Origin of the sequence: Streptomyces sp. NPDC015144 (assembly GCF_043079735.1) — a bacterium.
Lineage (GTDB): Bacteria > Actinomycetota > Actinomycetes > Streptomycetales > Streptomycetaceae > Streptomyces.
Map to the genome: position 1 here is coordinate 1 of NZ_JBIBUU010000002.1, position 22,249 is coordinate 22,249.

Below are 22,249 nucleotides of genomic sequence, written 5' to 3' on the forward strand. Positions count from 1 at the left end.
GTTGATAGGCCAGATGTGGAAGCCCGGTGACGGGTGGAGCTGACTGGTACTAATAGGCCGAGGGCTTGTCCTCAGTTGCTCGCGTCCACTGTGTTTGTTCTGAAATAACGAACTGCCGTGTTGTTGTCCGGTTGGTTCAGAATTTCATAGTGTTTCGGTGGTCATTGCGTTAGGGAAACGCCCGGTTACATTCCGAACCCGGAAGCTAAGCCTTTCAGCGCCGATGGTACTGCAGGGGGGACCCTGTGGGAGAGTAGGACGCCGCCGAACTTCTTTTACGGGAAAGCCCCGTGTCCTTTGTGGACACGGGGCTTTTCTGCGTTTACCCCCATTTCCCCCGGAGTATTTCGCCCAGGGGGTGTTGTGGGTCATTGGGGCGTGACCAGGTGGGTGTCGTAGGCGAGGATGACCGCCTGGACGCGGTCGCGGGAGCCGGTCTTGGCGAGGATGCGGCCGACGTGGGTCTTCACCGTCGATTCGGCGAGGTGGAGCCGCTCGGCTATTTCCGTGTTGGACCAGCCCTGGCCGATGACGGTGAGGATTTCCCGTTCCCGCTCGGTGAGCGGGGCGAGGCGCGCGTCCACTGATGCGGGGCCACCCGGAGAGACCGGGAGGTGCTGTACGTATGCGTCGAGCAGGCGGCGGGTGAGGCTGGGGGCGACCACCGCGTCGCCGCAGGCCACGGCCCGGATACCGGAGAGCATCTCCTCCGGCAGGGCGTCCTTGACCAGGAAGCCGCTGGCGCCGGCGCGGAGACCGTCGTACGCGTACCGGTCGAGGTCGAAGGTCGTGACGATCAGGACGCGGGTGCGGGGAGCCGTTCTGACGATGCGGCGGGTGGCCTCGATGCCGTCGAGCAGGGGCATCCGGACGTCCATCAGGACGACGTCCGGCTGGTGGTGCTGGGTGAGCTCCAGGGCTTCGAGGCCGTTGGCGGCCTCGCCCGTCACGGTCATGTCGTCCTGGCTCTCCAGGAGCATGCGGAAGCCGAAGCGCTGCATGGGCTGGTCGTCCGCGATGAGCACGGTCGTCACGAGGGGGTGTCCTCCAAGGGGAGCCGGAGCCGTACCCGCCAGCCGGGGACGGGCGCGGAGGCCGGTAGCGGGCCCGCTTCGAGCGTGCCGTCGTAGAGAGAGGCGCGCTCGCGCATTCCGGCGATGCCCTGGCCGCCGCCCCGTGCGCCGGGCCCCGGACGGGCGGCGGTGCCGGTGTCGGTGATGACGGCCTCCAGTTCACCGGGCCGGTAGGTCAGGGTGACCTCCGCGGACGGCGGTGGCTGGGTTCCGCCGTGCTTCAACGTGTTGGTCAGAGCCTCCTGGACCACCCGGTAGGCCGTCAACTGCCGTCCGGCGGTGGGGGCGAGGGCGGGAGGCGTGCCGTGGACGCGCAGGGTCACCGGCAGGCCGGCCGCCCGTACGCCGGTCAGGAGCGCGTCCAGGTCGTCCAGGGTCGGCTGCGGGGCGCGGTCGGCCTCGGCGGCGGGGTGGTCGTGCAGGACACCGAGGAGCCTGCGGAGCTCGGTGAGGGCCTGGCGGCTCGTCGTGCCGATGGCCTCCAGGGCCTGGGCGGCGCGTTCCGGGCTGCGGGCGGCCGCGTAGGCGCCGCCGTCGGCGAGGCCGGTGATGACGGACAGGTTGTGGCCGATGATGTCGTGCATCTCGCGGGCTATCCGGGTCCGTTCGGCGGCGGCCGCGAGAAGGGCCTGCTGGTCGCGTTCCCGTTCCAGCCGGCGGGCCCGGTCGACGAGAGCCTCCGTGTACCCCTTGCGCGTACGGACCACGAGCCCCAGCATCGCCGCGAGCGCGAACGCCCAGAGGTGGGGGACGGCCGTCTGGTTCCAGCCGTCCGGCTGGAGTGCCCCGGCGGCCAGGAGTGGTACGGCCATCAGGGCCCCGGCACCGGCGAGGGCCCGCCCCGGCAGGCGCAGCGCGATGTTGAAGACGGCGATCTGCTGGAGGTAGGCGGCCTGGACGACGGCGCCGCACCAGACGTTCACCAGCGCGACCGGTGCCATGAGGACCAGCACGGCCATCGGGTGCGTACGCCGCCACAGCAGGGGTACGGAGAAGGCCGCGCTCACCGGCAGGACCAGTGAGGCGGGCACCTCCGGGTTCACGGCCACCGTCCGCCAGCCGCCCGTGGTGACGTCGAGCAGGGCGACGAGCGTCCAGAAGGCGGTGAGGAGCACGTTCCAGACCATCGGGCGGCGGTGGTCGAGGGCGCGGACGCGTCGGAGGAGACGGTCGAGGGCGTGGGTGACCGGGGTGGTGGCCCGGTCGGTGCCGGGTGTGCGGCCCGTCTCGTCGTCCGTCGTCACGTGCCCGTCCTCGCCGTCCCCCGCCCCCTCCCGGATCATGCGTCGCGTCGACGCAGCAGCAGGGCGGCGCAGCCCAGGATCGCACCGGCCCACAGGCACAGGGCGAGCAGGGCGCCCGCGGTGGAGGCGTCGCCCGGCGACGGGGTGGCGGAGCCGAGGGCGGCGGCGGCCCGGGTGGGCCCGTACGCCAGGGCGGTCCTCAGGCTCTCGTACGGGAGTGCGGCGAGGATCTGGGGGAGGACCAGCACCCCGCCGATGTAGGCGCCGATGGCGCCGGGGACCGAGCGGAGGAGGGCGCCGAGGCCGAGGCCGATCAGGCTCAGCAGGGTGATGCCGACGGCGGTGCCGGTGATCGCCCCGAATACGCCCGGGTCGGTCAGGGAGGCCGCCTGGTCGGTGTCCTGGAGCCAGATCTGGGCGAGGACGAAGGTGAGCAGGCAGGTGGCGAGCATGGTGGTGAAGACCGTGGCAGTGAGGACCGCCGCCTTCGCCCAGAGGACCGGCAGCCTGCGGGGGACGGCGGTGAGCGAGGCGCGGATCATGCCGGTCGCGTACTCGCCCGCCGTCATGAGGACGGCGAGGACCGCGACGCACGGGGCGGCGAGCAGTGAGCCGTAGAGGACAAGGACCACGGTGTCGATGTCGGAGTCGCCGCCGTCGCTGGTGTAGGTCGTGCCCATGAGGAGCCCGACGCCGAGGATCAGGACCGACGCGGAGGCCAGGGTGGTCCAGGAGGAGCGAAGTGAGCGGAGTTTGTGCCACTCGGAGCGGAGGATGCGGGCCGGGGTGATCCGGTACGGGCCCGGTGCTGTGGTGGGGAGGGTTTCGGTGGTCATACGGGGGCTCCGGTGGGTTCTGGGGCGGTGGTGATCCGGTATTCGACGGATTCCTGGGTCAGGTCCATGAAGGCCTGTTCCAGGGAGGCGGTCTGCGGGGTGAGTTCGTGGACGGGGATGCCGTGGGCGGCGGCGGTGCGGCCGATGTGGGCGGCGTCCGTGCCCCGGACGGTGAGGTGGTCGGGGGCGGTGGTGGTGACGGTGACGGCGGGGTCGGGGGTGAGGAGCCGGCGCAGGGCGTCGGCCCGTGGGGTGACGACCTTGACCTGGGCGCCGCCGGCCGAGGCGACGAAGTCGGTGACCGTGGTGTCGGCGAGGAGGCGGCCCCGGCCGACGATGATCAGGTGGTCGGCGGTGAGCGCCGTCTCGCTCATCAGGTGGGAGGAGATCAGGACCGTACGGCCCTCCCCGGCGAGGGACCTGAGGAGGTTGCGGATCCAGCGGACGCCTTCCGGGTCGAGGCCGTTGACGGGTTCGTCCAGGACGAGCGTCGACGGGTCCCCGAGGAGAGCGGCGGCGATTCCGAGGCGTTGGCCCATGCCGAGCGAGAAGCCCTTGACGCGCCGGTGTGCGACGGCGGTCAGTCCGGCCAGGTCGAGTACGTGCTCGACGCGGTGGCGCGGGATGCCGTGGGTGTGGGCCAGGGCCATGAGGTGGTGGAAGGCGGTGCGTCCGGGGTGGACGGAGCGGGCCTCCAGGAGCGCGCCGACCTCGGTGAGGGGTGCGTGGTGGGTGCCGTACGCGCGGCCGCCGATCGTGGACCGGCCCCGGGTGGGGGTGTCCAGGCCGAGCAGCATGCGCATCGTGGTGGATTTCCCGGCGCCGTTCGGGCCGAGGAAGGCGGTGACGGTGCCGGGGCGGACCGTGAAGTCGAGGTCCTGGACGACCGTCCTGTCGCCGTATTTCTTGGTGAGTCCGTATGCCCTGATCATGCGTTCGACGCTACGGAGCGGGGCGCCGGGCGGCGTCGGACCGGGGAGGGTATCTGGCGGTGCGCGTGGTACCGGGGTACGACATGGGCCGTCGGCGGGTCGGGAATGTCGTTTGCGCAGGTCCCGGGCGGGCGACAGGATCGGTGAATGGAACATGTGGTGAGAACCGTGCGTGCCGAGGAGTGGCCGCAGGTCAAGGAGTTGCGGCTGGCGGCTCTGCGCGATCCGGTCGCGCCGGTGGCGTTTCTGGAGACGTACGAGCAGGGCGTGACCCGCTCCGACGCGTTCTGGCGGGAGCGGGCGCTCAACGCTTCGGAGGCCGGGAGCGGTGAGGTGCGGCAGTTCGTCGCCGTGGCGCCGGACGGGCGGTGGGACGGGAGTGTCACCGTGCTGATCGAGCGGCCGGACGCGGAGCTGGCGTTCGGAGAGCGGGTCGACGTCCACCAGGCGCATGTGGTCGGTGTGTTCGTACGGTCCGGGGCGCGGGGTGCGGGGCTGGCCGAGGAGCTGTTCCGGGCGGCGACGGAGTGGGCCTGGTCGTTGGCGGAGCCGAGGATCGAGCGCGTACGGCTGTATGTGCACGAGGACAACCCGCGGGCGGCGGCCTTCTACCGGCGGATCGGTTTCGTCCCGACCGGGAGTACGGTGCCGGTGCCGGGCGATCCGTCCGCGCGGGAGATCGAGCATGTGGTGGAGAGGCCCTTCCCGGCCTGAGGCTCCCGTGCTGAGGTTCGTGTGCTGAGGTTCGCGTGTTGAGGTTCCTGGCCTGGGGCTCTCGCGTCGAGGTTCTCGTACTGAGGTTGTTCTGTGTGGCTCAGGGGGTCGGGGTGAGCTCCTGGGGCCAGCGGGAGCGGCCCTGTTCCCTGGAGCGGAGCAGGGCCAGGGGCGGCAGGCCGATGGCCGGGCCGGTGGCCAGCAGTTCGGGGAGCCGGGGGACGGGGGCCACTGCGGCGATGTCGTCGAGGACCAGGGTCAGGGGCGGGTCGAGCCGGCCCTCGGGGGACCTGGCAGCCAGGTTGCGGCCGTGCTCGATGACCTGGGCGGCGAGCGCCGTGAGCAGGGGCATCGCTCCGGGGCCCGAGCGGGGGTCCTCGATCGGTTCGCCCACCAGGTAGAGGGTGCCGCCCTCGGCGACGAAGGATTCCAGTACGAGCGAATCGGCGCGGTTCGGGGTGCATGCCTCGCGGATGTGGACGGTCGACAGCGCGGCGAACGCGCGGGCCGTCAGTTGCTGGGCCATCTCGCGGCGTTCGGGGTGCGCGGTCAGGGCCGATTCCAGGAGGCCGGCGAGGCCGGAGGCGGCCTTGGGGTGGGTGCGGAGCAGGCGGACCGGTTCGTGGGCGCTGCTGCCCTGGGCCCAGCGGTGGACCTGGCGGAAGGGGCGGCCGTCGACGGCGGCGGCGTGCAGCCAGCATCGCAGGAGCGTCTCGGCGGTGTCGGCGGTGGCCGCGTCGATCTTGGCCTGGGGGCGGACCGGGGCCAGCAGGGCGGTGGCGCGGGCGGCGGCCGTCTCGGGGTTCTCGCAGCCCGTGGTGGGCGACCAGTGGAGGCGGGCCGGGGTGTCGCAGAGGTGGCCCGGGTCGTAGAGGAGGACCGGGCCGAGCTTGGCGCGGGCGTCCTTCGTCTCGTCCCAGACGGTGGGGTCGGAGGTGACGACGAGCGCTGGGCCGGGGGCCTCGTGGACGGCCCGTACGACGGCGGGTCGGCGGGTCGGGGGCGGTCCGTAGACGACGAGGGGGGTGGGGGACGGGGTGGAGGGCTGCTCCACGGGGGCGGCGGGATCGGGGAGGGGCGGCTGTTCCTGCGGGGGGCGGCGTTGCTGGGGTGGCGCTGGGGTGGAGGCGGGAGCGGGGACGGCTGTGTGGGGGGCGGGGCCGTTGAGACTGCTGTCGCTGTGGGGGCTGTTGTGGTGGGCCCGGGTTTCGTAGGCGGGGCCGTCGAACTCCTCGGGGGTGTTCTTCTCCTCGGGACCGTACGTGTTCCGTTCGGCTCGTTGGTGGGCGCGTACGGCGCGCCAGCGGGCCACCGTACCGAGCACGAACACCGTCAGCACCAGCAGCACCAGCAGTTCACCGATGAACATGCCCCAGAACAGCCCGTACCCGGAGAGCTCGCCCGCCGGGGTGTCCGGCCAGGCGGCCGGCAGGTCGTGCGGTGCGGAGGCGAGGCTGCGCATCGCGCGGGGCGTTTCGGTGAGCGTGACGCCCTCCGGCCAGGCGCCGTGTGCGAACAGACCGGCCAGACCGGTGGTCGTCCAGGCCAGCGCGGCCAGCCCTAGCAGGAAGACGAGCAGGCCGATCAGGAGGCCGTCGGGGATGCCGCCGCTCCCTCCGGGGCGCTCGTGGTCGGTGCGGCCGGGGCCGGTACGGCCATGGCTGCGGCCGTACCGGCCGGAGTCGCCGGTGCGTTCGTGAGGGCGCCCTGCCATGTCATGCCACCGTTGACTCGGACGACTCGTTCAGCCGTTGCTGCCGCTCGATCCGGGCGGCCCGTTCCTCCGCCTCCAGGTCCGCGGCGCGTACGTCCTCCGGGAGGGAGTCGGGGAGCGGATCGACGACGGAGGACTCGGTCATCGCGCGGTCGGTGAAGACCAGGGGGCGTTCCGCCTCGGTGATCAGGTGTTTGACGACCTGGACGTTGCCGTTGACGTCCCAGACGGCGATGCCGGGGGTGAGGGTCGGGATGATCTCGACCGCCCAGCGGGGCAGACCGAGCACCCGGCCCGTCGCTCTGGCCTCGTCGGCCTTCTGGGCGTAGATCGTGCGGGTCGACGCCATCTTGAGGATCGCGGCGGCCTCGCGGGCCGCCGCCCCGTCGACGACGTCGCTGAGGTGGTGGACGACGGCGACGAAGGACAGGCCGAGTCGGCGCCCGAACTTCAGCAGGCGCTGGAAGAGCTGGGCGACGAAGGGCGAGTTGATGATGTGCCAGGCCTCTTCGACGAGGAAGATGCGCTTCTTCCGGTCGGGCCTGATCCAGGTGTGCTCCAGCCAGACGCCGACGATCGCCATGAGGATCGGCATGGCGATCGAGTTGCGGTCGATGTGCGAGAGGTCGAAGACGATCAGGGGGGCTTCGAGGTCGATGCCCGCGCTCGTCGGTCCGTCGAACATGCCGCGCAGGTCGCCGTCGACCAGCCGGTCCAGGACGAGCGCGACGTCCAGGCCCCAGGCGCGCACGTCGTCTATGTCGACGTTCATCGTCTCGGCGGACTCGGGTTCGGGGTGGCGGAGCTGTTCGACGATGTCGGTGAGGACCGGCTGTCGGTCGGTGATCGTCTCGTTGACGTAGGAGTGGGCGACCTTCAGGGCGAAGCCGGACCGCTCGTCCAGGCCGTGGCCCAGGGCGACCTCGATGATCGTCCGGAGCAGGGCGAGCTGGCCGGTGGTGGTGATCGAGGGGTCGAGCGGGTTGAGCCGGATTCCGCCGTTGAGGGCGGAGGTCGGGTCGAGGCGGATGGGGGTGAGACCGAGCTGCTGGGCGATGAGGTTCCACTCGCCGACGCCGTCCTCGCCCTGGGCGTCCAGGACGACGACCTGGCGGTCGCGGAAGCGGAGCTGGCGGAGCACGTACGTCTTCTCCAGCGCGGACTTGCCGTTGCCGGACTCGCCGAGCACCAGCCAGTGCGGGGCCGGGAGCTGCTGCCCGTAGAGCTGGAAGGGGTCGTAGATGTAGCCCTTGCCCGAGTAGACCTCGCGGCCGATGATCACGCCCGAGTCGCCGAGGCCGGGGGCGGCGGTGGGCAGGTAGACGGCCTGGGCCTGCCCCGTGGACGTGCGGACGGGCAGCCTGGTGGTCTCCACCTTCCCGAAGAGGAAGGCGGTGAAGGCGTCCGACAGCGCGGACAGCGGATCCCGCATGGCGTGACCGACCTCCCTTTCGTTCGGGTCGTTCGGGTCGTTCGGGTGGTTCGGACGGTCTGGGGCGTTGCTCATCGGACGGCGTGGTTGCCGTCCGGGTCGTTCGGGGCGGTCCCGACCGTTCGGGGCAGTCCCGACCGTTCGGGATCGGGTGTCAGCGGCGGATGCCGGTGGCGAACGGGAGGGTGTTCACGAAGGCGCGGTGGTGCTCGCGGTCGCACCACTCCAGCTTGAGGTAGGACTTTCCGGCCGAGGCCCGGATGGTCCGCTTGTCGCGGGCGAGGGCTTCGGGGGAGCGGGAGGAGACGGTGATGTATCCGACCAGGTTGACGCCGGCCGCGCCGCTCGCGAGGTCCTCGCCCCGCTGGTCGAGCCGGCCGTGCGCGGCGATGTCGCGGGGGTCGACGGTGCGGTTCATCTTGGCCTGGCGGCTGGCCTCGGCCTCGTCGTTGGTCTTCTCGGTGAGCATCCGCTCGATGGCGACCTCGGTCGGTTCGAGGTCCATGCAGACCGCGACCGTGCGGATCACGTCGGGGGTGTGGACGAGCAGCGGGGCCAGGAAGTTGACGCCGACGGGGGTCATCGGCCACTCCTTCACCCAGGCCGTGGAGTGGCACCAGGGGGCGCGGGTGACCGACTCGCGGGTCTTGGCCTGGAGGAACGTGGGCTCGACCGCGTCCAGCTCGGCGGGCCAGGCGTTGCGCTTGGTCATGGCCTGGATGTGGTCGATGGGGTGGTCGGGGTCGTACATCGAGTGCACCAGGGAGGCGAGGCGGCTCTGGCCGAGCGGCTGGCGTACCCGGATGTCGGCCTCGGCGAGGCGGGCGCAGATGTCGGTGAGCTCGCGGGCCATGACGACGGCGAGGCCGGCGTCCCGGTCGAGCTTGCGGCCGGCCTGGGGGCGGGCGGCGCGGGCCATGGCGTTGGCCTCGGCGGCCAGCTCGCGGGTGTAGTGCATGCAGGCCACGAGGTAGGCGCGGTGCTGCTCGCTGGAGGTGGAGACCATCGACTGGAGCTGGTCGTAGGAGTCCTTGAGCCAGCGGGGGGAGGCGGTGTCGCCGCGCTGGGCGACGTCCTTGGCGTGCGCGTCGGGGTCGGCGGGCAGGGTGCGGGCCAGCATCTGGATGCGGGTCACGAAGCCGTCGCCGTTGGCCACGTGCTTGAGCAGGGTGCCGAAGCGGTCGACGAGGGCTTCCTGGTCCTCGCTGTCGCGGAGGCCGACGCCGGGGCCCTCGATCTCGATCGCGGCGGTGACGGTGCGGCGGTCGGCGTGCAGCAGGACGGCGATCTCGTCGGGGCCGAAGGGGGCGGCGAGCCAGCTGATCCGGCCGATGCCGGGGGGCGGGCCGATCTCGACCTCGCGCCCGTCGCTGCCGACGCCCGCCTCCATGGCCGCGGAACGGTACGTCGTACCGCGGCGCAGGGTGCGCTTGTAGCTGCGGTTGATCTCGAACCACCGGTAGAAGGTGCGGTGCTTGTACGGGAGGTACACGATCGCCAGGGCGAGCAGCGGGAAGCCGGTGAGGAGCACGATCCGCAGCGACAGGACCGGGACGAGCAGGCCGCACATCATGCCGAGGAACGCCCCGGCGATGATCAGGGCGATCTCGCCGGTTTCGCGGTTCTTGCCGACGATCGCGTTCGGCCGGGCCCGGCCGATGAGATACGTGCGGCGGGGTGCGATCGTGTGGGACGGAGTCGTCAACGCCCTCCACCTCCCGTGCTGTTGTTACCTGAACTGCCTGATCCGCCGCGGTGCGGGCGGCTTCCGTGCGGGGTGCCGGAGGTGGGCGAGGAGCCGCTGCGGGGCGACGGCGCCACGGAGCCGGTGCCGCCCGTACCCGTTCCGGAGCCGCGGGAGCTGTGGGCGGCCATGCCGCCGCTGGCGGGGTTGGCGGGCCGGGCGCCGCCTCCGGTGCTGTCGGCGCCGCCCTGGCCGCCCCGGCTGCTGTGCGTCTTGATGCCCTGGGAGACGAGCGCGGCGGGGGAGCTGACCAGGGCGGCGGCCTGGGCGCCGTCGGTGGCCTGCTTGCGGTTGGTGCGGGCGCCCTGGATCTCGTCGCCGAAGCCGGGGACGAAGCGGTAGATCATCGCGGAGGCGAAGATCGCCAGCAGGATGATGGCGAGGCCGGAGACCACGGCGGAGACGGCGTTGGGCCCGTCGTCCTGCGAGAGCGCGCCGGCCAGCCCGAGGACGACGACGATGACCGGCTTCACCATGATCACCGCGATCATGATGCCCGCCCAGCGCCGGACGTGGCCCCACATGTTCTTGTCGACGAGTCCGGCGTAGACGACGGTGCCGAGCAGGGCGCCGACGTAGAGCAGGGCGGCCCGGATGACGAGCTCCAGCCAGAGGACGCCCGCGGCCAGGATCGACACGAGGGAGACGACGATCAGCATGATCGGGCCGCCGCCGATGTCGGAGCCCTTCTTGAGGGCTTCGGAGAACGAGCCGAAGAAGACGTCGGTCTGCCCGCCGGAGGACCCGGCGATGACGTCGGTGACGCCGTCGGTCGCGGAGACGATCGTGTAGAGGATGAGCGGCGTGAACGCGGACGCCAGGACCGTCAGCCACAGGTACCCGACGGCTTCGGAGATCGCGGTGGTCAGCGGTACGCCGCGGATCGCGCGCTTGGCCACGGCGAGGAGCCAGAGGACGAGCGTGAGGACGGTGGAGGCGGCGAAGACGATCGCGTACTGCTGGAGGAACTTGGTGTTCGTGAAGTCGACGCTGGCGGTGCTCTTCACGGCCTCGCTGAGCTTGTCCACGATCCACGCGGCGGCGTCGGCGCACCCACGGGCGAGGGAGGCGAGGGGGTCCTGCGAGTCGGTCAGAGTGCTGGGGGGACGGCCGGTGCCGGCGTCGCCGGATTCGCAGTAGTCCTTGGCGGGACCGTGAATAAGGTCGCAGGGATTGTTGCTGGAGCTGGAGCTGGAGCTGGGGCCAGGGCTGGGGCTGGAACTCGGGTTTGGGTCGGGGGTGGGGTCAGCAGCAGCGCGGGAGGCCCAGAGAACGGCCGATACCTGCGCAGCCGTCAGTAGTGCGGCGAGAGACCTGGCACGACGGGGACTATCGGGCATAGGTGAACCCTCCAAAGCCGTTGACCGCGCCAGCGATCTCCTCAGCACTAGATGCCCTTGTGTCGCCGCCGACAGGAGCAGGTCCGTCCTTTTGGGAGTGAGTTACGGCCTTCCAATCTCCGCCGACCCACTCCAGCTCCATCGTGATGGTGAACCAGCCGTCGGTCACTGGTTTGGTCGATCCTTCACCTGCCAACCCGATCAGTCCGGTGCACCAGACCTCCACTGTGGCTCTGTCCGGAGACTCCTTCGTCACCTTGGTGCCGACAGGCGTAGTGCGTGAAATGAAGGTGAATCCAGCTGGCGTCGATCCGTCTTCGTTGAGTCCCAGGTTCTTGAACAGATTCGCGGAATAGGCGTCATCGAGAGTGGCACGAAATTTGCCGACGACTTGTGGGGCGATGACCGCTCCGAGGATGCTGTCCCGCTTGGTTTTGTCGAACATCTCGGCAGAGCCCAGCGCCACCGCATAATTCGCCGCCGCGCTCTGCGCCCCCTGCCCGTCGTGGGCGAAGCCGGAGGCGATGGTGCCGTTCTTTCCGTTCACCGGTTTCGTTCCGGTGGCGGCCGTGGACGAGGTGTTCGGGGTGCCGTCCGCGCGGCCACGGCCGTCGTTGTTGTCGTCCCCGCCGCCCCCGCCCATGTTGGCGAACGCGATGGCCGCGATCAGGAGGACGATCACGCCGACCATCATGATCATGGAGCGCGGCTTGCGGGCCGGGCGGCGAGGGGGGCCGTAGCCGTCGCCTCCCTCGCCGTCGGGGAGGCGGGTGCGGGTCTGCCGTGTGCCGCCGATGGTGCTGTACGCATCGTCCGTACGACCTGAGTCGCTGCGGTAGCCGTTGTCGTCGCCGAGGCTCATGCCGCGTACGCCCCCTCAACCGTTTCCTGGACCGGGTAGTACGACGGTAGCCGGGTGGGCTTCCGCGCGGGTGCGGTGTGGTGACTCGACATCAGGGACGCAACCTCTGCCGGTGGGCACGACGGACGGACGACGGGTGGTGGTGGATGGGCCGGACGGGCCCCGGACGGGGGATGACAGCGGGTCAGACGGCCATTCCGTAGACGATGGTGAACACCGTGCCGAGCGACCCGATGATGAACACACCGGTCAGCCCGGCGACGATCAGGCCCTTGCCCTGCTCCGCGCTGAAGGTGTCGCGCAGGGCCGTCGCTCCGATGCGCTGCTTGGCCGCACCCCAGATCGCGATGCCCAGGCAGAGCAGGATCGCGACCGCCATCACGACCTCGATCATTACGCGGGCCTCGTTGCCGAGGGTCCCGAACGGTCCCCAGTTCGGGGCGATTCCGCCGATGATGGTGGTGATGTCGCCCTTTTCCGCTGCCAGGATCATGTAAGTCACCGCCCCTGTTGGGTAGTTCATTGCCCCTGCCCCACGGCACGGGTCGCTCTCTATCTTCGCTGATGAAACCGGTCTCGGGCGACGGCTCGACGGCTCTCTTTGCTCCGGCCTCGCACATGTGGCCGGTCGGGCTGTCTCGGGCCCGTGGGGCGGAACGGCGTATGACTGAATTTGTATGGTTACTCTATGTATCACGGGGTGTGACCCCGGGCAATGATTGCCATCTCGCCACACTGGCTGAGAATGCGTGGATCCCCTGGTCAGTGCGGCCGTGACAGGGGATGCCGTACGGAATTGGGGGTACGTCAGAGCAGCGGGTGGCGGGGAACGGGCGGCCGGGGCGGCGTGGTCCAGGTGGGCGGCGGCCGGAAATCGCACCAGGTGCCGTCGAAGGGAAACGTTCCGGCCTCGGCGAGTCGGACGACCGAGGCGCCCTCGTCCCGGATCGCTGACGCTTCGGCGGCCGACCAGTAGACGGGGTGACCGGTCTTCTCGGCGAAGGACTCCTCGTCCTTCCACCTCCAGGTCCGGTCCGGTGCCACGTTGATGTCGAGCTCGTGGTCGGACACGTCGATGTCGTCGCCGCGATGGATGCGGCGCTCCAGATTGACGTACCAGCCGCGGAATTTTCGTCCACGTCCGAAGAGCCAGAGCACCGAATGCGCTGCGCCGTCCGGCTGGTAGAAGAGTGCGTTGCCCATCGGCCAGTGGTCGGCGACGACCGGGTAGCCGCCGGCCGGCCGGTCGTCCGGGGCTATGTCCCGCAGATGGGCCCCGCGCGGAAGCTTCGTCCGCCACATCGGCGTGCCGGTCTCCATCCACACCAGCTGGCCCGCCCCGGTCCGCTGGACCAGGCGTACGGGCACCGAGGAACTCAGGTGTCCGCCGATGAAGAAGTTCCAGCGGAGGATCCTGCCCGGCTCGTCGCTCATGCCGTCGTTCATGACGTTGATCGTGCCCGTGGCGGAGCCACCGGACACGTTGTCGGATCACCTGACGGGGCGACAGCGGGAGAGTGTGTGCGGCTCAGTCGGAGGCGATGCCCCGGGCCGCGAGGAGCTTCTCGTCGAACGCGACGCCTATCCCGCAGTCCTGCGCGCCACTGACCCGCCGCAGGTTCGGCAGCAGGTCGAGATCGTCGAGCGAGGCGACGTCGAACAGCTCGTCCTCGCCGTCCCAGACCGGGGAGCAGTGGTAGTACACCCGGTTGCCGCCGTCGACGAGGAGGGTCTCCACCGTGGCGAGCAGCTCCTCGCTGATCTCCAGCTCCTCGAAGTAGGCGCGGGACTCGTCGAGCACCGTGAACTCGAGGCCCTGCTCGTACACGTAGTCCATCGCGCTCCTGGCGCCCCTCGCGCTCAGGAGTTCGTCGATGCTGAAGGCCGGGGTGAGCGTCCGGTCCTCGTACATGAGCTTCTCTATGACCAGCAGCTTGAAATTGAAGTCGCGGAATGCAGGCATGCCCGGACCCTACCGAGCCCCTCTGACAGCGGGCCGGCCGCCGGAGGCCGCGACCCGCCCGGTGCGGGGGCGGGAGGTCGCGTCGAACACCCCGTAGGGCCCGGATCCGAGACGCGATCCGGGCCCTACGGGGTGTTTCGGGGTGCGGCGGGGTCACTTGCCCGCGGACTCCATGGAGCTCACGGCGTCGGCGACCGAGGCCTCGTACAGACCCAGCTTCGGGTCCAGGACCTTGACGTCCGGGCCGAGCTCGAAGTTCTGGGTGTCGGCGTTGGGCATGTGGTCGCCGTCGGCCAGCACGTTCATCTCGTTGATCCAGGTCACGCCGTTGCCGCCCTTGGGGTTCAGGTCGATCACCGCGATGGCGGCCGTCTTCGGCTTGACCGGGTACGCCGGGGCGCCGCCCAGGCCGCCGGGAACCGCCGGGATGATGTCGCCGCTGTGGTCCGAGGCCTTCGAGGCGCCCAGGCTGACCTGCGGGAAGTAGCTCAGACCGCAGGAGTTGGCGCCGGTGTTGTTGACCTCGATCACGTGCTGGGTCTTCGAGCCCTCGCGGGGGTACACGCGGATCGACAGGTCGCTGGCCTTGCACGGGTGCTTGTAGGCGTAGCTGTCGCTGGTGTTGCCGCTGCCACCGCCGCTGCCGCCGGAGGCGGAGCTGCCGCTGTCCTTGGAGCCGCCGCCGGTCGACGAGTCGGTCTTCGCGCCGGCGTTCTGCGCGCTGCCGCCGGACTTCGAGCCGTCCGTGCCCTTGGCGTCGCCGCCGGCCTGCGTGGCCTCGGCGGAGGGGGCGGAGGAGGTGTTGCCGGCGGCGCCTGCGGCGTCCGTGCCGTCCCCCTCGTTGCAGGCGGTGAGGGCGAGGGCGAGGACGGCGGTGACGACGCCGAGGGCGGCGGTGTGCTTGCGGGTGCGGATCGAGCGCATGGATTTCTCCCAGGATGAGCGTGAGACAAGGCCCGAATCCTGCGGTGAACCGCTTGCTCCGACCTCTTGACATCAAAAGCATCCTGTGGATCGCTCACGTTCTGCTGACGCCCCACTGACGTCCGGCTGACGCCGTCGGAACCCTCTGATCGGCACTCCCCGCGGGGCTACGGGGCAGGGGTGCGGAGGCTCCGGCGGTCGGGGCGGACCGGGCTTTCGCGTTCCTGGGAGGGGTGGGGAGGGGTGGGGAAGCCGCCCGCTCTAGTCGGGCTCAACTCCCCGCGCGGCGCGTGGCTGAAGGGCGCTGAAGGGGGTGAAGCGGCCCCGGAGCGGTGAGGGGGCGGCGGGACGTGTGTTCCAACTCGCCCTGAAAAGCGAGGTGGTGGTGGTGAGGGGCCGAGCAGGCATTGAGTCCGGCATTGGGTCCCAGGGCCCATGCCGGGCCCTGGGGTGTTGTGGTCGCATACGGATACCGGGGGGAACTGTCGCTGCGCCCACTCACAAAGTTGGGGAGACTCGCCGTGTCTGGCATACAGGAACTAGCGGTACCGGGCGGTGCTGCCTTGCGCGCCCCCGATGACCGTCCCGGCAGACAGTCACTGTCGCGCCCCCTGCAAGCAGTTCTGGTCCTCGTCCGGCTGCTCTTCGCCGTCACGGTCGTGGGTGTGTTCAACGCGCTGCTCACCGCCTCGTCCGTCGAGGCGGTCGACGGTCATCTGCTGGGGATGCTGCTGTACGCCTCGTTGCCCGGCATCGTCGGGCTCGTGCTGTCGTTCCGGGTGCGGACCGGGGGTGTCTGGGTCTGGCGCGGGCTGGTGGCCGTGCACGCCTGGCTCCTGCTCGGGGCGCTGGCCACGTTGAGCTCGGAGGACGGCCGCGGCGTGACCCGGATGGTCCTTCCGGTCCTCGTTCTCGTACTGCTGTGCCGGGCGCGGTCGCGCGCGTGGTTCAGGCTCGCCCCCGAGCAGCGGGTGCTCCACGAGGGGTTCAGCCTCGGGCGGCTGCTGGCCCAGCGGCGCCGGGACCACGGGCAGACCGCGATGGAGTACCTGGGCACGATCCTGGTGGTCGTGGCCCTTGTCGGCGCGCTGGTGGCGACGGGGATCGGCGGTCAGGTGTCCGGCCGGATCCAGGACGCCGTGTGCCGGCTGACCGGGAGTTCCTGCCCGCCGCCCGCCGCCGTCGCCGAAGGCGGCCACGGGGGGAAGGGCGGCAGCGGCGACAGCTCCGGGACGGACAGCGCGACCGTGACCGGCGGCTCGGGTGCGTCGGGTTCGTCGCAGTCCGGAGGGTCCGGCTCCGGGGGTGCTGATGGCTCCGGAGGCGCCGTTGGTTCCGGGGGCGCCGATGGTGGCGGCAGCGGGAGTGGTGCCGGTGGTGCCAGCGGTTCCGATGGTGCCGGTGGTTCCGTTGGGAGTGGTGGTTCGAGTGCGGACGGCGGTTCTTCTGTAGGAGTCAACGCGGGTAGACAACCCGTGATCTCGGACTACGAGCCCCGTCCGAACGGCGGCTTCCTCTCCGGCGTCGTCGGCAAGGACGGCCTGCTGGGTGACGTCCAGGGCGCCGTCGACACCATCGCGCACCCCGTCACCACCGGTCGCGGCGTCGTCGACCAGTACGCGCAGGCCGCGAAGAAGGCCGGCGACCAGTGGAACAAGGGCAAGTTCATCAACGCCGCCTGGGAGGTGGCCCAGCCCGGCGGGAGCAATCCGCTGACCGGACTGCCCGGCTCGGGCAGCCGCGTCGAGTCCGCGGTACGGGACAGCGAGCGGCAGTACCTCGACGGGCTCATCCCCCGCAACGGCAGCGCCGCCGGACGCGCGTACTGGTGGAAGGGGCTGACGCAGCAGCAGCGCGACCGCTACCTGGAGCTCCTCCCGGACCAGATCGGCGGTCTGGACGGCATCCCCGTGGCGGACCGGGACGCCGCCAACCGTCGTAACCTGCCCGGCCTGATCCAGAAGCTGGAGGGACAGACCGACAAGAAGTCCCGCGAGCAGCTGGCCGGGCTGAAGGAGATCGACCGGCAGCTCAAGGAGGGCAGCCAGCCCCCGATGTACCTCATCGGCATCAGCGACGAGGGCAACGGGCGGGCGATCGTCTCGTACGGCAACCCCGACACCTCGAAGAACGTGTCGGCCTACGTGCCGGGGCTGAACACCGCCCTCGACGAGGAGTTCGCGAAGAGCGGCCTGCGGCGGGCCAAGGACACCGCGATCGGCGCCCAGGGGTACGACCCGTCCAGCGCCGCGATCGTCTGGCTCGGCTACGACGCCCCGCAGACGCCGGACGGGCTGCAGAGCCTGGCGGTGGCGGGCACCAAGCGCGCGGAGGTGGGCGGCGCGGCGTACAACGACTTCATGAGCGGGATCGTCGCGACCAACCAGAACAAGGATCCGCACATCACGGCCATCGGGCACTCCTACGGCTCGCGCACCGTCGGTGCCGCCGCCCGGCGGATCGGCGGGATTCCCGGGGTGGACGACATCATCCTGGTCGGCAGCCCCGGAGTGGGCGTGGACCGGGCCGTGGACCTCGGGGTCGGTGCCGAGCACGTCTTCGTCGGCGCCGCGCAGAACGACCCGGTTACCAAGCTGCCGTCCAAGACCCAGGTGGTCGTGGGCGGGATCGGGATGATCCTGGGCGGGCCGGCCGGCGCGGTCATCGCCGGTGACCTGGCCGACCCGGGCGACGACAACCTCTGGTTCGGGAAGGACCCGGCGAGCAAGGCGTTCGGGGCCAGGCGGTTCCCGGTGGACCCGGGCAAGCCCATGAGCTTCGATTCGCACTCCAACTACTTCACCCCGTCGCGGGACGCCGTCTCCGCCGACAGCATCGCGCTTATCGTGTCCGGGCACGCCGACCGGCTCAAGATTGAGGAGTACCGATGAGCCGAAGGTTCCAGATCGTCGCCGTGGCTCTGGCCGTCGGGTTCGCGCTGTCCGCCTGTGGCAGCGAGAAGGCGCACCCGGAGGCCGGTGCGAACACCTCGACCACCAGCTCCGCAGGCTCCGAAAGCACCAAGGGGAACAAGATGGACATGCAGGAGGCTGCCGACCGGGCCGACGGCATGCTCGACGACGTACTGAAGAAGATCGACCCCGAGGTCCAGTGGGCGCACGGTCCGACGACCAAGGGCAGCTGCGACGTGACGCGCCGACGCACCGTCATGACCATCGTGTCCGCGGACCGGAGGCAGGCGTTCCTGGACCAGGTCGAGCAGACCTGGCGGGCGAGCGACTTCCGTATCCGGGCGAAGAACAAGGACACCGAGTTCCCGGCGGTCTACGCGGTGACGAAGGACGGCTTCGGCATCAGCGTGAGCGTGCGCGCCAAGGGGCAGGTCTTCTTCGAGGCGGACACGCCCTGTGTGAAGGAGTCGAAGGTCGCCGAGTCCGCGTCGAAGCCGAACGGCCCGGCGTACAAGGACGTGTATCCGCTGCCGAGCCCCAACGTCCGCTCGGACCACTGGTCCGCCGGGGCCTGACGGTCGTGCGGGTGCCGGGTGCGCCGGTTGATCCGGCCGGTGCACCCGGTGCGCCCGTCGTGCGGTCCCATGCGCCGGAGCTGCGTACGGATCGACCCCGCATGACGCGGATTACTCGTACACACCGTCGAAACCGCCCATGAACACGCCCCGGATGGGGGATGGTTGAGGGGTGCGTAAATTCTGGGTGGTCGGTGGCATCGCGGCGGGCAGCGCCATGACCTTCGTGGCGCTCCTCGTCGTCGGTACGTACTCGGCCGCCGCCGGGATGGGGTCCGGTGGCGGGGCCGTCGCGCTGGCCAAGGGGGCGGTGCCCGCGCGGTACCAGGCGCTGGTGGAGAAGTGGGGCAACCTCTGTCCCGCGATCAACCCCGCCCTGCTGGCCGCCCAGCTCTACCAGGAGAGCGGGTGGAACCCGCGTGCGCAGAGCCCCGCCGCCGCGCAGGGCATCGCCCAGTTCATCCCCGGCACCTGGGCCACCCACGGCATCGACGGTGACGGTGACGGCGACCGCGACGTGTGGGATCCGGCCGACGCCATCCCGTCCGCCGCGTCGTACGACTGCGAGCTGGCCGGCTATGTGAAGAAGGTCCCGGGCGACCCGACGGACAACATGCTGGCCGCGTACAACGCCGGGGCCTACCGGGTCATCAGGGCGGGCGGGGTTCCGTCCATCTCGGAGACGCAGAACTACGTCACCATCATCCGCAGCCTGGAGAAGAGCTTCGCCCGTCCGGTCGGCCGGGTGCAGCCCTCGCAGCAGGCGGCCGGGGCGATCTACTTCGCGCAGAAGAAGCTCGGGACGCCGTACCTCTGGGGCGGCAACGGCACGCCGGAGCAGAACGGCCGGTTCGACTGCTCGGGGCTGACCCAGGCCGCGTACCGGACGGTGGACATCGAGCTGCCCCGGGTGGCGAACGACCAGTACAACGCCGGGCCGCATCCCTCCCGGGACGAGCTGCTCCCCGGGGACCTGGTGTTCTTCTCGAACGACCTGTCCAATTCGCGGGCCATCCACCACGTGGGGATCTACGTGGGGGGCGGGTACATGATCAACGCTCCGTACACGGGGGCCGTGATCCGCTTCGACAAGATCGACGCGCCGGACTACTTCGGTGCGACGCGGGTGACCAAGGACGGGGCCGCGGCCCTCCCGAAGGCCCTTCCGAAGAGCCGGTCGGCGGCATGAGCGGCGGCACGGGCGGCGCGCGGGGCATGGCCTCGGGGCGGCGGTGGCCGGAACTCTCCGTGAAACCTCAGCCCTGAGCTGCGGTGATGCGTCTCTCTTCGATAACGTCATGGTGATCATTCGGTGGAGAGCGGAACACACGTACCAGGGGTCTCGTTCCCTGGGAGGACCGGGCCGACGGCGTATCGACGCGTCGACCGTGCGACGGCGGCCGGAACCGAACCGACACGGGGGTTCGTCAGAGCGGCGCACACATGGGTGCCCGCGGCAGCAGACAGGACAAGGGGCCGCAGCAGATGGCTGGAGTCGCAGTCGATGGGTCGAACCCCGACGTCGGCCTGCTCTACGACATCAACGGGCTCGCCAAGTCCGCTCCCCCCTGGTTCGACCGGGTGATGGAGTTCCTCGGTGAGTACGGGATCCTGCTCGGGCTCGTCCTGGTGGTCCTGTGGTGCTGGTGGAGTGTGCGGCGGCGCGGTACGGCGGACGACGCGGTCGCGTCGGTCGCCGGGATCGTCTGGGCGCCGCTCGCCGCCGGGATCGCGCTCCTGATCAACATCCCGATCCGCGGATTCGTCGAGCGCCCCCGCCCGTTCCGGGACCACCAGGGGCTGGAAGTCCTGATCAACGGGAAGAACGACTTCTCGTTCGTCAGCGACCACGCCACGATGGCGATGGCGCTGGGCGTCGGACTCTTCGTGGCCAACCGGAAGTTCGGCATCGCCGCGATCGGGCTCGCCCTCCTGGAGGGGTTCTGCCGGGTCTACATGGGCGTCCACTACCCGACCGACGTCATCGGCGGATTCGCGCTCGGCACGGCGGTCGCCCTGCTGCTGGCCCCGTTGGCCGGGATGTTGCTGACCCCGCTGGTGGCGGCCGTCTCCCGGTCGGAGCGGCTCGGCCGGCTCGTACGGTCGCGGCGGTCCGGGCCGGTGGCCGGGGCCGGGGGCCGGTCCGGGGCGTTCGGGATCCCCGAGCCGCGGCCGGGCGCGTGCGGCGGGAACGGCGAGAAGGACCTCGCCGCGTAGGAACCGGGCCGGGAGGGACCGTGGGGCCGTCCCGGGTAGGAACCTCACGGCGCAGGGACCTCGCCGCGTAGGGAACTTGCGGTGCGGGGGCCGCGCGGCCCCCGGCCTCAGAGCGCCTGCGGGTAGGAGAAGAGGCGGTCCGGGTCGTACGTCCTCTTCAGCGCGGTGAGGCGGTCGGCTGCCGCGCCGTAGTAGGCCCGGCGCCAGTCGGTCAGCGTCGGGTCGCTGTAGTTCTGGTAGGCGGCGCCCGAAGCATGACGGCGCATCACCGCATGGGTGTTTTTCAGCCACTCCTGTTGCGCGCTGCCCGCCGTGCCGGGGTCCCAGGCGCCGATGTACTGCGCGAGGATCCGCGAACCCCGGTGGACGAAGGCCGTCGCCTGCGGGGAGACCCGGTTGATCGCCCCGCCCAGGGCCGTGAGCGAGACCGAACCGTTCCCGCCGCCCTGCGCCACCGTGATCCGGGTGAACGCCGCGGTCCGGTCGAGCAGCGCCTGTATCCCCGCCGGGGGGAGTGAGCGGTCGTAGAAGTCGGAGGCGGCGGCGTACGTCTCGCGCCGGAGCGCGCCCTGGGGCGTGCGGCCGGGCGTCGTTCCCGGCAGATGGCACTGCGCCTCGCTGATGCCCGCGCAGCCCGCGTACCCGAGCATCGCCTCCAGATAGCCGCGGCGGCGCAGCGAGACAGAGGAGGCCGGGGCGCCGATCCGGTCGGCGAGGCGGTCCACGGCGTTCTGGAGGTCGCCGTACGTGCCCAGGCCGAACGCGGAGACCGACACGGTCGGGTCGGCGCCCGCCGGGCCGGCGTCCAGATGGGCGGAGGTCCAGATCTCGTCGGGCTGTGCGGGGCCCCACTCCTGCCAGGCCGCGACGACCGACCGGGCGCGCGACCACGGCCAGGTCAGGTACGCGGTGACGGCCGGCCGGACCGGACGCGTGCGGAACCTCAGCTCGGTGACGACGCCGAAGTTTCCGTTGCCCGCGCCGCGCAGCGCCCAGAAGAGGTCCGGGTGGTGGTCGGCGTCCACGGTGAGGGTGGTGCCGTCGGCCGTGACCAGGGTCGCGGAGGTGAGGCTGTCGCAGGTGAGGCCGTACGCACGGGAGGCGACGCCGTGGCCGCCGCCGAGGGTGAGGCCGGATATGCCGACGGTGGGGCAGGAGCCGCCGGGTATCGTCAGCCCGCTGCGGCCCAGGCTCCGGTAGATGTCGCCGAGCCGGGCGCCCGCGCCGATCGTGCCGTCCGGGGAGACCCGGTCCAGCGAGGACACGTCGAGGACGAGCCGGCCGTTCCCGCTCGACCAGCCCGCGTAGGAGTGGCCGCCGCCGCGGATGGCGACGGGGGTGGCGGTGCGGCGGGCGAAGGAGAGGCACTCGCGGATGTCCGCCGCGTGCCGGACGTAGGCGACGGCGGCCGGCTTCAGCCCGTCGAAGCGGGTGTTGTAGAGCTGACGGGCGGTCCGGTAGGCGGCGTCCTGCGGTCGTACGAGGCTGCCGTCGAGGCTCCTGGCCAGCGCGGACCAGTCCGTACGGGCGGTGGCGGAAGGTTTCGGTGGGGCTGAGGGTGCGGACGGGGAGCCGGTGGCGCTCCCGGTGCCCCCGGCGTCGTCCGACGTACCGCCCGGGGTGGCGGAGGGGCCGTCGCACGCGGTGGTGACACCGGCGAGCACCGCCGCGGCGCCCGCGGCGAGCAGGGTGCGCCGGGCGGGTGGGAGGGGAAGGTTCATCGGAGCTCCGGGATCACGGTGGGGGGCGGAGGCCGGGAAGTGGGGA

At 71.0% G+C, this 22,249-nt stretch carries 19 protein-coding genes and 1 rRNA gene; 6 read left to right on the forward strand and 14 right to left on the reverse strand.

The window, feature by feature from the left end:
* The first annotated feature begins 153 nt into the window (after positions 1 to 153).
* Positions 154 to 270, forward strand: a 5S ribosomal RNA gene (gene rrf / locus ACF08W_RS04010).
* 98 nt (positions 271 to 368) lie between these two features.
* Here rrf and ACF08W_RS04015 read toward each other — a convergent pair.
* From ACF08W_RS04015 to ACF08W_RS04030, 4 genes are read right to left on the reverse strand one after another with little or no spacing between them, the layout of a single operon-like run.
* Positions 369 to 1,034: a response regulator gene (locus tag ACF08W_RS04015; protein WP_392278342.1), complete on the reverse strand. Its 666-nt coding sequence runs from the start codon at positions 1,032 to 1,034 to the stop codon at positions 369 to 371.
* Positions 1,031 to 2,356, reverse strand: a complete 1,326-nt coding sequence (locus tag ACF08W_RS04020) for a sensor histidine kinase (protein ID WP_392278343.1) — start codon at positions 2,354 to 2,356, stop codon at positions 1,031 to 1,033. The genes ACF08W_RS04015 and ACF08W_RS04020 overlap by 4 nt, the downstream gene beginning before the upstream one ends.
* Complete coding sequence (locus ACF08W_RS04025; RefSeq protein ID WP_392278344.1) at positions 2,353 to 3,153, reverse strand: ABC transporter permease subunit; 801 nt, start codon at positions 3,151 to 3,153, stop codon at positions 2,353 to 2,355. Before ACF08W_RS04025 ends, ACF08W_RS04020 begins: the two co-directional genes overlap by 4 nt.
* Positions 3,150 to 4,085: an ABC transporter ATP-binding protein gene (locus ACF08W_RS04030; RefSeq protein ID WP_392278345.1), complete on the reverse strand. Its 936-nt coding sequence runs from the start codon at positions 4,083 to 4,085 to the stop codon at positions 3,150 to 3,152. Before ACF08W_RS04030 ends, ACF08W_RS04025 begins: the two co-directional genes overlap by 4 nt.
* A 147-nt stretch (positions 4,086 to 4,232) precedes the next feature.
* Here ACF08W_RS04030 and ACF08W_RS04035 point away from each other — a divergent pair, with 147 nt between their 5' ends.
* Positions 4,233 to 4,799, forward strand: a complete 567-nt coding sequence (locus tag ACF08W_RS04035) for a GNAT family N-acetyltransferase (RefSeq protein WP_352278866.1) — start codon at positions 4,233 to 4,235, stop codon at positions 4,797 to 4,799.
* Positions 4,800 to 4,899: 100 nt separating this feature from the next.
* Here the strand turns inward: ACF08W_RS04035 and ACF08W_RS04040 are convergent, their stop codons facing one another.
* The 9 genes from ACF08W_RS04040 to ACF08W_RS04080 form a co-directional block, all read right to left on the reverse strand.
* Positions 4,900 to 6,513 (reverse strand): type VI secretion protein, encoded by a 1,614-nt coding sequence (locus ACF08W_RS04040; RefSeq protein WP_392278346.1) that lies wholly within the window; start codon positions 6,511 to 6,513, stop codon positions 4,900 to 4,902.
* Between the two features lies 1 nt (position 6,514).
* Entirely contained in the window at positions 6,515 to 7,945 is a 1,431-nt protein-coding gene (locus tag ACF08W_RS04045) for an ATP-binding protein (protein ID WP_392278347.1), read from the reverse strand.
* A 154-nt stretch (positions 7,946 to 8,099) separates the two neighbouring features.
* Complete coding sequence (locus ACF08W_RS04050; protein WP_385215376.1) at positions 8,100 to 9,650, reverse strand: SCO6880 family protein; 1,551 nt, start codon at positions 9,648 to 9,650, stop codon at positions 8,100 to 8,102.
* Entirely contained in the window at positions 9,647 to 11,029 is a 1,383-nt protein-coding gene (locus tag ACF08W_RS04055; protein WP_392278348.1) for a hypothetical protein, read from the reverse strand. Before ACF08W_RS04055 ends, ACF08W_RS04050 begins: the two co-directional genes overlap by 4 nt.
* Positions 11,019 to 11,891, reverse strand: coding sequence for a hypothetical protein (locus tag ACF08W_RS04060; RefSeq protein ID WP_392278349.1), 873 nt, complete (start codon positions 11,889 to 11,891; stop codon positions 11,019 to 11,021). Before ACF08W_RS04060 ends, ACF08W_RS04055 begins: the two co-directional genes overlap by 11 nt.
* A gap of 184 nt (positions 11,892 to 12,075) precedes the next feature.
* Positions 12,076 to 12,384: a hypothetical protein gene (locus ACF08W_RS04065; protein ID WP_352278875.1), complete on the reverse strand. Its 309-nt coding sequence runs from the start codon at positions 12,382 to 12,384 to the stop codon at positions 12,076 to 12,078.
* A gap of 314 nt (positions 12,385 to 12,698) precedes the next feature.
* Complete coding sequence (locus ACF08W_RS04070) at positions 12,699 to 13,337, reverse strand: DUF402 domain-containing protein (RefSeq protein WP_392278350.1); 639 nt, start codon at positions 13,335 to 13,337, stop codon at positions 12,699 to 12,701.
* An 82-nt stretch (positions 13,338 to 13,419) separates the two neighbouring features.
* Positions 13,420 to 13,854: a DUF6892 domain-containing protein gene (locus tag ACF08W_RS04075; protein ID WP_385215386.1), complete on the reverse strand. Its 435-nt coding sequence runs from the start codon at positions 13,852 to 13,854 to the stop codon at positions 13,420 to 13,422.
* A 153-nt stretch (positions 13,855 to 14,007) separates the two neighbouring features.
* The gene (locus ACF08W_RS04080) at positions 14,008 to 14,778 is read right to left on the reverse strand and encodes a DUF4232 domain-containing protein (RefSeq protein WP_392278351.1); all 771 of its coding nucleotides are present in this window, start codon (positions 14,776 to 14,778) and stop codon (positions 14,008 to 14,010) included.
* Between the two features lie 599 nt (positions 14,779 to 15,377).
* Between ACF08W_RS04080 and ACF08W_RS04085 the strand changes: the two genes are divergently transcribed.
* The 4 genes from ACF08W_RS04085 (at position 15,378) to ACF08W_RS04100 (ending at position 20,482) form a co-directional block, all read left to right on the forward strand.
* Entirely contained in the window at positions 15,378 to 17,669 is a 2,292-nt protein-coding gene (locus ACF08W_RS04085) for an alpha/beta hydrolase (RefSeq protein WP_392278635.1), read from the forward strand.
* Positions 17,666 to 18,265: a hypothetical protein gene (locus ACF08W_RS04090; RefSeq protein ID WP_385215391.1), complete on the forward strand. Its 600-nt coding sequence runs from the start codon at positions 17,666 to 17,668 to the stop codon at positions 18,263 to 18,265. Before ACF08W_RS04085 ends, ACF08W_RS04090 begins: the two co-directional genes overlap by 4 nt.
* A 187-nt stretch (positions 18,266 to 18,452) precedes the next feature.
* Complete coding sequence (locus tag ACF08W_RS04095; RefSeq protein WP_352279052.1) at positions 18,453 to 19,454, forward strand: bifunctional lytic transglycosylase/C40 family peptidase; 1,002 nt, start codon at positions 18,453 to 18,455, stop codon at positions 19,452 to 19,454.
* Positions 19,455 to 19,750: 296 nt separating this feature from the next.
* A complete protein-coding gene (locus ACF08W_RS04100) occupies positions 19,751 to 20,482 on the forward strand; it encodes a phosphatase PAP2 family protein (protein ID WP_392278352.1) in 732 nt (243 codons plus the stop codon).
* A 107-nt stretch (positions 20,483 to 20,589) separates the two neighbouring features.
* Here the strand turns inward: ACF08W_RS04100 and ACF08W_RS04105 are convergent, their stop codons facing one another.
* Positions 20,590 to 22,203 (reverse strand): FAD-binding oxidoreductase, encoded by a 1,614-nt coding sequence (locus tag ACF08W_RS04105; protein WP_392278353.1) that lies wholly within the window; start codon positions 22,201 to 22,203, stop codon positions 20,590 to 20,592.
* Between the last annotated feature and the right edge of the window lie 46 nt (positions 22,204 to 22,249).